Origin of the sequence: Thalassospira lucentensis, from assembly GCF_001613805.1 — a bacterium.
In the GTDB taxonomy this organism is placed as follows: domain Bacteria; phylum Pseudomonadota; class Alphaproteobacteria; order Rhodospirillales; family Thalassospiraceae; genus Thalassospira; species Thalassospira lucentensis_A.
This window is the reverse complement of the sequence record NZ_LPVY01000002.1, coordinates 322,970-335,709: the sequence shown is the minus strand read 5'-3', so window position 1 is coordinate 335,709 and position 12,740 is coordinate 322,970. Positions and strand designations below refer to the sequence as shown.

The following is a 12,740-nucleotide window of genomic DNA, read 5'->3' as shown; positions in this document are numbered from 1 at the left end:
ATGGCTGATCAGAAGCATGCGGACAAAACAAAGGCGCGGAACAAGCGCGTATTGCTGAGTTGTGTTGCCATTGTTGGCGGCATGATTGGTCTGTCCTATGCCTCGGTCCCGCTTTATGCGCTGTTCTGTCAGGTGACGGGATATGGCGGCACCACACAGGTTGCCACCGATGCGCCGCGCGATGTTTCGGAAAAGACGATCAAAATCCGGTTCAATGCCGATGTGAATTCCCGCCTGCCGTGGCAGTTCAAACCCGAACAGCGTGAAATCACCGTGAAGCTGGGCGAGGACAACCTTGCCTATTACATGGCCGAAAACATGTCGGTCAAACCGGTGACCGGCCAGGCGCTTTACAATGTAACGCCGCTTAAGGCCGGGCAGTATTTCAGCAAGATCGCCTGTTTCTGTTTTGACGAGCAGACGCTTGAACCCGGTCAGCGCGTGGATATGCCGGTCAGTTTCTATGTCGATCCGGCGATTGCAGAAGACCCGAATACCAGAGACGTGAAGACCATTACCCTGTCCTATACTTTCTATAAGACCGAGGCATCGGTTGAAGGTCCGGGCGGGGATAAAGGAAAAGGAGGCTAGGGCCTGACCGGTTGGCAGGTTCCGCGTTTCCAATGAAGAGAGCTTTGAAGGTTTCATTTGTGAGGATTGAGGGGGGCGAGGAATGAGTGATCACGCTCAGAAACATCCGTTCCATCTGGTAGACCCGAGCCCGTGGCCGTTGGTGGCCGCGTTGTCTGCGGGACTGTTTACCGGTGGCATGGTCATGTTCATGCATTCGGATCGTGCGCCGACAGATTTCTGGCTGGCCGGACTTGGACTGGCGGGCATCCTGTTCGTGATGTTCCGCTGGTGGAGCAACGTGATCAGCGAGTCCACCATCTACCATAACAAGGTTGTGCAGATCGGCTTGCGGTACGGCATGTCGCTGTTTATCGCGTCCGAGGTGATGTTCTTTGTCGCCTTCTTCTGGGCGTTCTTCCACAACGCGTTCATTATTTTCAGCCCCGGTGTGACCGAATGGCCGCCCGCAGGTGTCGAAGTTCTTGATCCGTGGGATTTGCCGTTCCTCAACACCCTGATCCTGCTTCTGTCGGGCTGCACCCTGACCTGGGCGCATCATGGCTGCCTTGAAGGCAAGAAAAAGGACATGGTGCAGGGGCTGGCGATTACGGTTGCCCTTGGCGTCATCTTCCTGGGCCTGCAGGCTTATGAATACAGCCATGCCGCATTCGGCTTTGCCGATGGCATTTATTCGTCGACCTTCTACATGGCGACCGGTTTCCACGGTTTCCACGTGTTTGTCGGCACCGTGTTCCTTGCGGTCTGCCTTGTGCGGGCGATCAAGGATGGCTTTAAACCCGACCATCATTTCGGTCTGGAAGCCGCCGCATGGTACTGGCATTTCGTTGACGTTGTCTGGCTGTTCCTGTTCTTTGCCGTTTACATCTGGGGCGGCGAATAAAGGATACCGGTCAGCCAATGACCATGGATTACTATCCAGCACTTTCCCCCATCCGCACCGGGCTGGCATGCAAATGCCCCCGCTGTGGCGGGGGAAAGCTGTTTTCGGGCTTTCTGAATGTTCGCGAAAGCTGTTCGCAATGCGGTCTTGATCTTCGCGGTCATGATGCCGGTGATGGCCCGGCCGTTTTTATCATCTTCATTCTCGGTTTTATCGTGGTGCCGATGGCGCTCTGGGTCGAGATGACCTATATGCCGCCTTTGTGGCTGCATGCGGTGTTATGGTTCCCGACCATCATCGGGGTAACACTGGCCTTGCTGCGACCGTTAAAAGGCCTCATGGTGGCGCTGCAATATCGCCACCGGTCGACTTCCGAACAGGATTGAATTGAATAGATGCCGCTTCTGACGACACGCCCAAGCCCCGCGATCAAAATCTGTGCCGGTCTTGCCCTTGTGATCCTTCTGGGACTTGGGTCCTGGCAGGTGGATCGCCTGTTCTGGAAACAGAACCTGATCGCGGAACGCCAGGCGCAGGCGACCCAGCCGCCTATTGCCGTGCCGACAGATGTTGCGCCCGACCCGGCGATGGCATTCCGGGCCGCCTATGCCGAAGGCCATTTCCTGAACGATCAGGAAATGTATCTGATGGCGCGGACCCGGCGGGGCAATATCGGGTTTCATCTGATCACGCCGCTTGAACAGGAAGATGGCCGGATCATTCTGGTCAATCGCGGCTGGGTGCCGCAGGATTTTCGCGATCCTTCGACACGGCCCGACAGCCTGATTGAGGGCAATGTCCGGGTAACCGGCGTGCTGCGCCTGCCGCAGACCCGCCACTGGGTCCAGCCGGAAAACGAACCGCTGGAAAACCAGTGGTTCTTTGTCGATGTCGATGCGATGGCCGAGGATAGCGGGGCCGATCTTGCCAGTCGGTATTATCTTGAGCTTGATGAAACGGAAATCCCTGGCGGGTTGCCGATAGGTGGTCAGGCCAAGATTGATCTTCCGAACAATCACCTTGAATATGCGATCACATGGTACAGCCTTGCGCTTTCGCTGATTGTGATCTTTATTCTTTATCACCGCCGCCCGCAGAAAGATGACGCCGAAAGCTGATCCCTTCTGACGATATTTCCAGCCGCTCTTTGCGCAACGCTGCCCGATACCGGTTGCGGCGTTTCGTTTGCCCGGTTTGCCAGATTTTTCCGGTTCCGCCGAACAGGAGTTCCCATGACTGACGCCTATAAATCGCTTGAAGCCCGTTTTCGCCGGATCAATGTTCTGTCCGATATCGGCGGCATGCTGCATTGGGATATGGCGGCGATGATGCCCAATGGCGGGGCCAATGCCCGGTCCGAGCAACTGGCGACCCTTGATGTCATGGCAAACGAACTGATCAATGCACCCGATATGGGCGATCTGATCGAGGTGGCCGGGGGTGAAAACCTTGATGCGTGGCAGAAGGCCAATCTGGCGGAAATGAAACGCAACTGGGTGCATGGCACGGCGGTGCCGTCCGATCTGGTGGAGAAAATGTCACTGGCGGCGACGTCGTGCGAGGTCGCGTGGCGCGGTGCGCGGGCGGATAATGATTTTGCCGGGCTTTTGCCGAAACTTCAGACCGTTCTGGACCTGTCGATCGAGGCAGGCAAGGCCAAGGCCGAGGCGCTGGGCACGTCGGTTTATGATGCGTTGCTGGATCAGTATGATCCGATGATGCGGTCAGATCGGATCGATAGCCTGTTTGCCGAACTTGAAGCGTTCCTGCCGTCCTTTACCGCCCAGGTGATCGAACGCCAGAAATCCGAGGAAGCGCCGATCAGTCCGACCGGGCCGTTCCCGATACCGGTTCAGAACAAGGTCGGCCTTGATCTGATGAAGGCGGTCGGTTTTGATTTCGAGCATGGCCGTCTGGATATTTCGCATCATCCGTTCTGTGGCGGCATTCCCGATGATGTGCGCATCACGACGCGCTATGACGAAAATGATTTCACATCGGCGATCATGGGGGTTCTGCATGAAACCGGCCATGCGATGTATGAACGCGGATTACCCGGCGCGTGGCGCAATCAGCCGGTCGGCAAGGCACGCGGCATGACCATGCATGAAAGCCAGTCGCTTCTGGTGGAAATGCAGGCCAGCCGGTCGGAAGAATTCCTGACCTATGCCGGGCCGGTCTTCAAGGCGGCATTCGGGGGCGATGACGGGGCGTGGACGGCCAGCAACCTGCATCGGCTTTATACCCGTGTCGAGCCGGGCCTGATCCGTGTGGATGCGGACGAGGTGACATATCCGGCGCATGTGATCCTGCGGTATCGGTTGGAGCGCGCCCTGATCGAAGGCGACATGAAGCTTGCCGATCTGCCGGGTGCCTGGAACGAGATGATGGGCAAGTTGCTGGGCATTACGCCGCCCGATGACAAGGATGGCTGCATGCAGGATATCCATTGGCCATCAGGTGCGTGGGGATATTTCCCGACCTATACGCTGGGTGCGATGGCCGCCGCCCAGATTTTTGCCGCGGCGAAAAAGGCCCGGCCGGAAATCCCTGCGGCACTGTCGCGTGGTGATTTCAGCCCCTTGATGGGGTGGCTTGGCGAAAATATCCATGGCAAGGCATCGAGCAAATCAACCGACGAGATTCTGATTGAGGCAACCGGTCAACCGCTTGGCGTGGCGGCCTTCAAGGCCCATATGGAAAACAGGTATGGCGGGTGAAACTGATTGATTGGCGGTACTTATCTGCTAGCATCAATCATCCTTCCGGCACAGGTGACGGCAGGCATCAGGCCCCACATCAGGATATTTTGATTTAATGTCCATTTTCCCGGAAGCGTCATGGGAATAACCGACGGCAACAAGAAAGTCATGGACCGGCATGTTTATGCCGCCGGTCAGGTCATTTTTCGGGAAGGAAAACCGGGAAGTGCGGCCTTTGTCGTGCAGGAAGGCCGGGTTGAAATCTATAAGACCATGAATGGCGACGAAGAAGTCATTCTGGGCAGGATAGAAGCCGGGGGCCTGTTTGGCGAGTTGGCGCTTGTCGATAACGAGCCGCGCATGGCATCGGCGCGCGCCTGCGAACGGACGGTGCTGATTGCGATCAATCGCCAGATGTTCGAGAAAAAAATGGCGGCGTCCGACCGCTTCATCAAGGCGGTCCTGCGGATTCTTTTGAATAACTATCGCACCGTGGTGCGCCGTGCCGCCGTGGCCGAGGCCAAGCTCAAGGAACACGGGATCACGCTTGATTGACAGGCTGTCATTCCAGCCGGTTACGCGATATTGCGCAAAGCACGCCTGATCTGCCTGATTGACCCTTGACTATGGCGGCTGTTCCCCTCACTAACTTTCGGTTTGGAGTGTCTTTGTCCGTTAGGGACAAAGTCGCCTGAATGTTGTGAAAGCCCAGTTCAGGAGCACAGGTCGTTGCGTTATGTCAGCACGCGGGGAACCGCGCCCGTTTTGCAGTTTGATGATGTCCTTTTGGCCGGTCTGGCCCGTGATGGTGGATTGTATGTGCCCGAAAGCTGGCCGACCTTCACTGCGGATGACATCCGTGCGCTGCGAACCCTGACATATGCCGAAGTTGCCTATAAGGTGATCCAGCCCTTTACGACCGGTTCGGTCGATGATGATGCGCTTAAGACCATCCTTGAAGAAACCTATGCCGGGTTTGATCACGAAGCCGTCGCACCGCTTAAGCAGCTTGGTGCCAATGACTGGGTGATGGAGCTTTTCCATGGTCCGACGCTGGCGTTCAAGGATTATGCGTTGCAGGTGGTTGGGCGCCTGTTTGACCATGTTCTGGCCAAGCGCGGCGAACGCATCACGATTGTCGGTGCGACATCGGGTGATACCGGGTCAGCCGCGATTGAAGCCTGCCGGGATCGGGAAAACATCGATATTTTCATCCTGCATCCCAAAGGCCGCGTTTCCGAAGTCCAGCGTCGCCAGATGACGACCATCCTGTCGGACAATGTGCATAACATCGCGGTCGAGGGATCGTTTGATGATTGCCAGGACCTGGTGAAGGCATTGTTCAATGATCATGCGTTCCGCGACGAGGTCGGGCTTTCGGCGGTCAATTCGATCAACTGGGCGCGCATCATGTGCCAGATCGCCTATTATTTCTGGGCGGGCGTGCAGCTTGGCTCGCCGGAACGCGAAATGTCGTTTTCGGTGCCGTCGGGCAATTTCGGCAATGTCTATGCCGGATATGCCGCGATGCAGATGGGGCTTCCGATCAAGCAGTTTGTGGTCGGGGCCAACCGCAACGACATTCTCGCCCGCTTTTTCGAAAGCGGGGTTATGAAGATGGAAGGTGTCGAGCCGTCCATCAGCCCGTCGATGGATATTCAGGTCAGTTCGAACTTCGAACGGTTGATGTTTGACCTTTATGATCGTGATGGCCTTGCGATTGCCGGGATGCTGACCAAGTTCCGCGAAACCGGGGTCATGGAAATGTCGCAGGGGCAGTTTGCCCGTGCACAGGAACATTTCGACGGTTATCGGCTGAGCGACGATGAAACCCGGGCGGCGATCAGGGATGTGCTGGCGACCAGTGGCGAGCTTGTCGATCCGCATTCGGTGATCGGCATCGTCGCCGGGCGTCACTGCAATCGTGACAAATCGGTTCCGATGGTGGCGTTGGCGACCGCACACCCGGCGAAGTTCCCGGATGCGGTCAAACAGGCATCGGGGATTTATCCGGACTTGCCGGCACGGCTGTCTGACCTATATGACCGGCCAGAGAAGGCCGAAACCATGTCCAATGATGTCAGCGCCCTGATGGCGCATGTTCGCGCAAAGCGACGTGCGGCCTGATGACGTGCGATTTCGGACATGATGTGAAACACAGGAGTATAACCATATGACAGTCGAGCTTACCCGGCTTGACAACGGGATGATCGTTGCGACCGACCGCCTTGAGCATGTGCAATCCGTGGCACTTGGTGCGTGGGTTGATGTGGGTGCGCGTAACGAGACGCCTGAAATCAACGGCATTTCCCATATGCTTGAACATATGGCGTTCAAAGGTACGCGGCGGCGCAGCGCGCTTCAGATTTCCGAGGAAATCGAGAATGTCGGCGGGCAGATGAATGCCTATACCTCGCGCGAGAATACGGCCTATTACTGCAAGGTCCTGCATGAAGATCAGGAACTGGCGATTGATGTGATTGCCGACATTTTGCAGAACTCGACCCTTGATGCGAAGGAACTTGAACGCGAACGTCAGGTGATTTTGCAGGAAATCGGGCAGGCCAATGACACGCCCGATGACATCATTTTCGACTATTTCCAGGAAACGGCCCTGCCCGATCAGGCGCTTGGCCGGTCGATCCTTGGCAGTCCGGAAAATGTATCGTCGCTGTCACGTGATGATCTGTTTGATTTCATGTCACGCCGTTACAGCCCGAAACGCATGGTGTTTTCGGCATCGGGCAAGGTTGATCATCAGCAGATTGTCGATCTGGTGTCGTCGAAATTCGATAACCTTCCGACGCATGAAGACCATGAAATGGAAGCCCTTCGCTATGAAGGCGGCAACCGGATCGAGCAGCGCGACCTTGAACAGGTGCATGTGATTTTCGGTCTGCCGACGGTGTCTTATACCGATGACAGTTTCTATGATCTGCAGGTGTTCAACACGTTGCTGGGTGGCGGCATGTCTTCGCGGCTGTTCCAGGAAATCCGTGAAAAGCGCGGATTGGTTTATTCGGTCTATAGCTTCTCGTCACACTATGTCGATGGCGGGCTGTTTTCGATTTATGCCGGCACCGGGCCGAATGACATTGGCGAATTGATGCCGGTGATGTGCGACGAGCTGGTGCGCGCCACGGTCGATTTGACCGAGGAAGAAGTGAACCGGGCGCGAGCACAGCTTAAGGCATCCGTCGTGATGGGCATGGAAAGCAATTCCGGCCGCTGCGAAACGCTTGCGCGCCAGATCCAGATTTTCGGTGGTCCGCAAACCATCGAGGAAATCGTTGCCAAGGTTGACGCGGTTGACCTTGAACGGGTGCGTGCGGCGGGCAAATCGCTTCTGGGCGGTACGCCGACGGTGACGGCCCTTGGGCCGGTTAAAGAAGAGATTAAATTTAACACTCATTTGTTCGGTGGTCTTGATGCTATCAAGGAGTAATGTTCTTCTTGCTATTAAGTCATTTTCAGTTTTAGCCTCATTGTTTGTGTTGGCTTACTTTTATGACTTTAATAATGCTCTCGATTTTTTTTCCGATCTGAATTACTATTTTTTATTTATTTCTCTTTTTTTTATTGTGGGGAATCAGCTCCTAAGTTCTATAAGATTTAAGGTTTCTCTATATATTTTTGGTGTGGATCTTCGGATTGAAGATTCGAATCGAATTAATATTTATTCTTTGATTTCCGGATTTGTGTTCTTTAATTTTTTTGGGCAAAGTTTATCTAGATCTTATTTGATCGGCGGATCTTTAGGTAAAGAGTCCGCATTTTTTTTAACCGCTGTTGAGCGGGCTGTCTCCGTTTCTGTTCTTTTGGTTGCTGCAATATCTTTTTCTCTATTGTGTTTTGGCGGGATGAGTTTTGATAAATCACCTGCTGCAATGATTTTCTTCGTGGTATTTTTTGTTGTTGTTTCTTTAGGTTGCTATTTCTTCTTTTCGCTTTCTGATCGGCAACTGGAAGGGGTTTCGCAGGTTTTCTCCAAACCTGTTGGAGGAGGCCTTTTCTGGATGCTGTTGATCACGATCCTGATGCATCTGTTCATGCTTGCCAGCTACCTGTGCCTGATTATTGGTGTTGTCGGTGTTGATGGCCTATCGGTCTTTGCTGTTCTAGCTGCTCTTCTGACGATGCTGGGAGCATCTGTGCCAATAAGTTTCGGGGGATGGGGGATAAGGGAGGTTACCGCAGGATTTGCATTTAATGCGGCGTCTTTGCCCCCTGAGCTTGGTGTTGCTGTTGGTGTCGGTGTCGGGCTTCTCACCATTGTTGCACTTGGTGTTAATGCCTGCGGGGTCTGGGTGGGGGAATTATTCCTAAGTTCAAAAAAGAATTCCAAAATACCAGTTTCTGAAACTGGGCGCAAAGACTCCAGAGTTTTTATCTCAGCTCTGGCTTGGGTTTTGCCGGTATTTATTTTTGTCTTGGTGATGGTTCAGCTGCCAGTCCCTGTCGGCGTTGGTAAACTTACAGTAAATCTTGCAGATCCAGTTGTTATTGTTTGCGGAATGACATTTATATTTGTCTTTTCACAACGAAAAATGTGGTCGAGATCCTGGGAGGGGGATTTCTGTGGTCACGCGCTGATTGGAATAATATTTGTAATATGTTCGGGATTTCTGATTGGTTATTTTCAGCATGGATTTTTAAGTTGGGCTTTTTACAATAGATTTATCGGAGCTGGTCTTTTAGGGCTTTACTTCGTTTCCGGAATGGCTTTGTCGTCTTTCTGGGGGCAGGATGGCATAATTTATATTGCAAGATTACTTGCTATTTCAGTGTTGATCATGCTGCTTTGTGAGTATTTCGCACGAATATTCTTGCAGCATGAAAGCATATACGTATTGGGATGGGCATTCCGCCGGTGGTTTGGATTGTTCGGGAATCCCAACGCATATGCATTTTTCCTGGTTTGCTGCTTCCCGATCGTGTTTATTTTTTCAGAAGTCGGCAAATCTTGGGGGCAGAAGTTTATTTCATATGTCCCAGCGGCAATTTTTTTGGTGGGTATTTATTACACCGGATCAAGAGCAGCTTTTGTGGCAATGGTTGTTGTCGTTTCCTTTTTGAGTTTTTCTTATTGGAGAAAAATGATCCCGACATTCGTTCTTGCGTTTATCTTGGTCGGGATTTTAAGCGTCTCCCGGGAGATAATATATTTCTTCTATGATGGAGCGGTTGTTCCTCATGTTGCGCAAGATCTGATTGGCAGCGGGTTTGCCGCAGTGCAGGACGACAGAATGACCAGTCTGCGTGAGGGGTGGAAGCTGTTTCTGAATTCTCCGATTTGGGGAGCAGGGTTGGGCGGGTTTTATTATCAGCAAACGAATGCCGGTATGCCTTTGGTCATACACAATTCTTTCCTATGGGTTTTGGCTGAGTTTGGCCTTCTGGGCTTCATTATTATTTTCGGCCCAATCGGTATGTATGCTGTTAAGAACCTGGTTAACCTTACCTGGTGCAAAAATGACAGGATGTATGCTTTGTTGGCCACTCTCTTTGGCGCATCCATTATTGGTCTGGCTCATGAAATAATGTACCAAAGGATACTGTGGCTTCTTTTGGGAGTCCTTCTGACCAATGCTTTACCCAAGGAAGCTATAGAAAAACACTCTATCCCGAGGTCATGACCAGATTATCTTGATCAAGCTTGGCCACAAGTTCCGCAAAGATTGTTGCGAATGTCCGGTTGCCTTACACAGCGATATGATCGTTTTGATCCCTGACAATAGAGGTTTCGGTGCATTACGCATTTGATATCGGCGGATCGAAAATCGAATTCGGGGCGTTTGACGCCAGTGGCGACATTCTTTCCCAGATCAAGGTGCCGACACCCGCGCAGGATCGCGATGCCTTTGTCGCGGCGATTGCCGGGCTGATTGTCGATGCCGACCGCGAATTTGGCGAGGATGCCGATATCGGCATCAGCTTTGCCGGGGGGCTTGACCCCAAGACCGGGGCGGTGATTTCGGCCAATATCCCGGCGATCAAGGGATGGCCGTTTGGCCCGGAGCTTTCGAAAATCCTCAATCGTGATGTGCGGGTCGCCAATGATGCCGATTGCTTTGCGCTTGCCGAGGCACGCGGCGGGGCGGCCAAGGGCGCGCGAACGGTTTTTGCCATCATCCTTGGTACCGGGGTGGGCGGCGGCATTGTTGTTGACGGGCAGTTCATTGGCGGTCGCAGCGGCATTCGCGGCGAATGGGGCCATGGCAATGATGTTTCCGGTGCGCTGATCCGCCATGGGCTTGCGGGTGTTGTGTGCGGCTGTGGCCGGAACGGGTGCCTTGATGCCTGGGGCGGGGCGCGCGGGCTTGAACGGATTTACGGGCAGATTGCAGGGCTTGGTACCGGGCTTGGTGCTGGACTTGGCGCCGGGCAGGAACGGCCAAGTTACGAGATCACCGATGGCTGGCAGGGCGGGGATGCGATGGCAAGCCGCGCGGTGGAGATTTTTGTCGATCTGATCGCGGGGGAGCTTGCATTGATGGTCAATGTGCTTGACCCCGATTGCGTGCCGGTCGGCGGCGGGCTGGCTTCTGAAAGCCGCCTGATCGCGATGATCGACGACGCGGTGCGGGCACGGGTTCTCGGCCGCTATGACGCGCCCTTGGTGGTGCCGGGCCATTATAGCCGCGATGGCGGGCTTCGCGGGGCGGCGATGCTGCATCTTCTGGCTGGCGGGGCGGGTGTATGACAACCGCAAAAAAGCCGCTTCTGGAAATCTGTGTTGAAAGTTTTGACGATGCGATGGTGGCCGCGCGCGCCGGGGCGGATCGCATTGAATATTGTTCGGCCCTTGCGGTCGGCGGGGTGACGCCAAGTGCCGGGGCGATGGCCTCTTTGCGCGATATTCCCGTGCCCTGCCGGGTGATGATCCGGCCACGGCCCGGCGATTTCATCTATGGCGCGTCTGACGTGGCGATCATGAAACGCGACATCGCCCTTGCCCGCGACCACGGGGCAGAGGGGATCGTGATTGGCGCGGCAACGCCGGACGGGCGGCTTGATCGCGACATGCTGGCCGATCTTCTGTCCGTGGCGGGCGGGCTTGGCGCGACATTGCATCGGGTGTTTGACGCGGTGCCCGATCCGTTTGACGCGCTTGAAGGTGCCATCGACCTTGGCTTTGACCGTATCCTGACATCGGGCCAGCAGCCAACCGCCGAACAGGGAGCGGACATGATTGTACGCCTGATCACACAGGCAGACGGGCGGATCACGATTCTGCCCGGATGCGGTATCACGCCGGAAAATGCGGCCAAATTGCTGCGCACAACCGGGGCAACGGAACTGCACGCATCGTGCAAGAAAGCCATCCCGGCGGGGGACGGTTACGCCGCCGGACGGGTCGCCACCGATGGGGATATCGTGCGGGTGCTTAAGGTGCTGATGGCGTCATTCACTGCGTCGTAATGGGGGCGAAACCCAGTTCGTCCACGAGCACTTGAAATTGCTTGGTATCGAAATTCTACGGGGATGTTTACTCGGATATAGAGGGATAATCCTTCCGAATGCGATCGGCTATTTTGGAGGCAAGGATTTTATTGCCGTTACCTGAGAGATGCGATCCCTTATCAAGAAAATAGACTTGATCTGGTGGCAGAGCCTGCGACAGGTCGATTAACTCAGGGATATTCAGTTCCAGCAGGGCCTTATAGTGAAGGCTGAATACATGTTGCTTCGTCGTCAAATGGGCACCAAATTCGCCAACATTCAATAGATTTTCGTTGTTGCTGAAACCATCATATGGCGTTGGTAAATATACAATATAAAATGGAATGCCCTGCTCTCTGGCGAAATTTACAGCATTTTTAACTGCTATTATCGACTGTTCTACGGCTATTTCTTGATTTATTTTTGTATCGCAAATAAAATCATCATATTCTTTGTTTTTACTTAAGAATTTTTTGTATAAGTTGTAATAAAAATTTTTGCTGTCATGGTTAATGTTTTTTACATTTCGTATGTTGTATTGTGCGTGGCAATTTAATCCTATGTCTGTGCTGGCGCCGGAGATAATTACAAGGTCCGGTTTTGGGTTTTTCTTGTCTAATAAATGCCAGCGCAATGTATTACCTGCCAGATTTTGTGCCAATCCGGCATAATTTTCTACCCGCGTGTTTACCAGATTCCGTTCAAGGTGAGCAGACAATGTCTGATGATCCGCAATTCGGTAGCCCCAAGCTGGCGACGATCCCAGAAGAAACACTGTTGATTTTACATTCTGAGGTAAGGGTTGCCCGTTAGAGCGCATGCCATCGGCTGAAATGTTGATGCCCGGGGAATGGTGTTCCTTCAAGACACCCTCGATACCGGGTATTCGCAAAACGGGCAAAGCAGGCAATTTCTCTATGACATCATTTACAGAGCCGGGCTCTATTTGAGCTGGTCTTTGCAGTTCAGTAAATTTTTTTGTTAATACCGATGTAGAATGTTCGACGATCGGGATCATAATATCAAGAAAGCCGCCGATCAGGCATAGAACAATGAAAAATTGGAACAGCCGTGTTGAGACCAGATAGATTCCATTTTTTACCCGGGCTGTTATTTTCATT

12 protein-coding genes are annotated in these 12,740 nt (G+C 53.5%); 11 read left to right on the top strand and 1 reads right to left on the bottom strand.

From position 1 onward, the window contains the following. The 11 genes from AUP42_RS01970 (at window position 1) to AUP42_RS01920 (ending at window position 11,598) form a co-directional block, all read left to right on the top strand. Complete coding sequence (locus AUP42_RS01970) at window positions 1–591, top strand: cytochrome c oxidase assembly protein (protein WP_062948363.1); 591 nt, start codon at window positions 1–3, stop codon at window positions 589–591. An 82-nt stretch (window positions 592–673) separates the two neighbouring features. Next, window positions 674–1,474 carry a cytochrome c oxidase subunit 3 gene (locus AUP42_RS01965; RefSeq protein WP_062948361.1) on the top strand — a complete coding sequence of 267 codons (801 nt, stop codon included), beginning with the start codon at window positions 674–676 and terminating at the stop codon, window positions 1,472–1,474. Between the two features lie 17 nt (window positions 1,475–1,491). Then, a complete protein-coding gene (locus tag AUP42_RS01960; RefSeq protein ID WP_062948359.1) occupies window positions 1,492–1,860 on the top strand; it encodes a DUF983 domain-containing protein in 369 nt (122 codons plus the stop codon). A gap of 9 nt (window positions 1,861–1,869) precedes the next feature. Then, window positions 1,870–2,592 (top strand): SURF1 family protein, encoded by a 723-nt coding sequence (locus tag AUP42_RS01955; RefSeq protein ID WP_062948357.1) that lies wholly within the window; start codon window positions 1,870–1,872, stop codon window positions 2,590–2,592. Window positions 2,593–2,706: 114 nt separating this feature from the next. Then, window positions 2,707–4,194 carry a carboxypeptidase M32 gene (locus tag AUP42_RS01950; protein ID WP_062948356.1) on the top strand — a complete coding sequence of 496 codons (1,488 nt, stop codon included), beginning with the start codon at window positions 2,707–2,709 and terminating at the stop codon, window positions 4,192–4,194. Between the two features lie 120 nt (window positions 4,195–4,314). Further along, a complete protein-coding gene (locus tag AUP42_RS01945; RefSeq protein WP_062948355.1) occupies window positions 4,315–4,731 on the top strand; it encodes a Crp/Fnr family transcriptional regulator in 417 nt (138 codons plus the stop codon). A 174-nt stretch (window positions 4,732–4,905) separates the two neighbouring features. Beyond that, window positions 4,906–6,303 carry a threonine synthase gene (gene thrC, locus AUP42_RS01940; RefSeq protein WP_062948351.1) on the top strand — a complete coding sequence of 466 codons (1,398 nt, stop codon included), beginning with the start codon at window positions 4,906–4,908 and terminating at the stop codon, window positions 6,301–6,303. 46 nt (window positions 6,304–6,349) lie between these two features. Beyond that, window positions 6,350–7,621 (top strand): M16 family metallopeptidase, encoded by a 1,272-nt coding sequence (locus AUP42_RS01935; protein WP_062948349.1) that lies wholly within the window; start codon window positions 6,350–6,352, stop codon window positions 7,619–7,621. After that, window positions 7,605–9,812 carry an O-antigen ligase family protein gene (locus AUP42_RS01930; RefSeq protein ID WP_062948347.1) on the top strand — a complete coding sequence of 736 codons (2,208 nt, stop codon included), beginning with the start codon at window positions 7,605–7,607 and terminating at the stop codon, window positions 9,810–9,812. The genes AUP42_RS01935 and AUP42_RS01930 overlap by 17 nt, the downstream gene beginning before the upstream one ends. Before the next feature lie 110 nt (window positions 9,813–9,922). Further along, a complete protein-coding gene (locus tag AUP42_RS01925) occupies window positions 9,923–10,879 on the top strand; it encodes an ROK family protein (protein ID WP_062948345.1) in 957 nt (318 codons plus the stop codon). Then, entirely contained in the window at window positions 10,876–11,598 is a 723-nt protein-coding gene (locus tag AUP42_RS01920; protein WP_062948343.1) for a copper homeostasis protein CutC, read from the top strand. The genes AUP42_RS01925 and AUP42_RS01920 overlap by 4 nt, the downstream gene beginning before the upstream one ends. Before the next feature lie 67 nt (window positions 11,599–11,665). Here AUP42_RS01920 and AUP42_RS01915 read toward each other — a convergent pair whose 3' ends face one another. Further along, window positions 11,666–12,739 carry a hypothetical protein gene (locus AUP42_RS01915; RefSeq protein WP_062948341.1) on the bottom strand — a complete coding sequence of 358 codons (1,074 nt, stop codon included), beginning with the start codon at window positions 12,737–12,739 and terminating at the stop codon, window positions 11,666–11,668. Window position 12,740 lies beyond the last annotated feature (1 nt).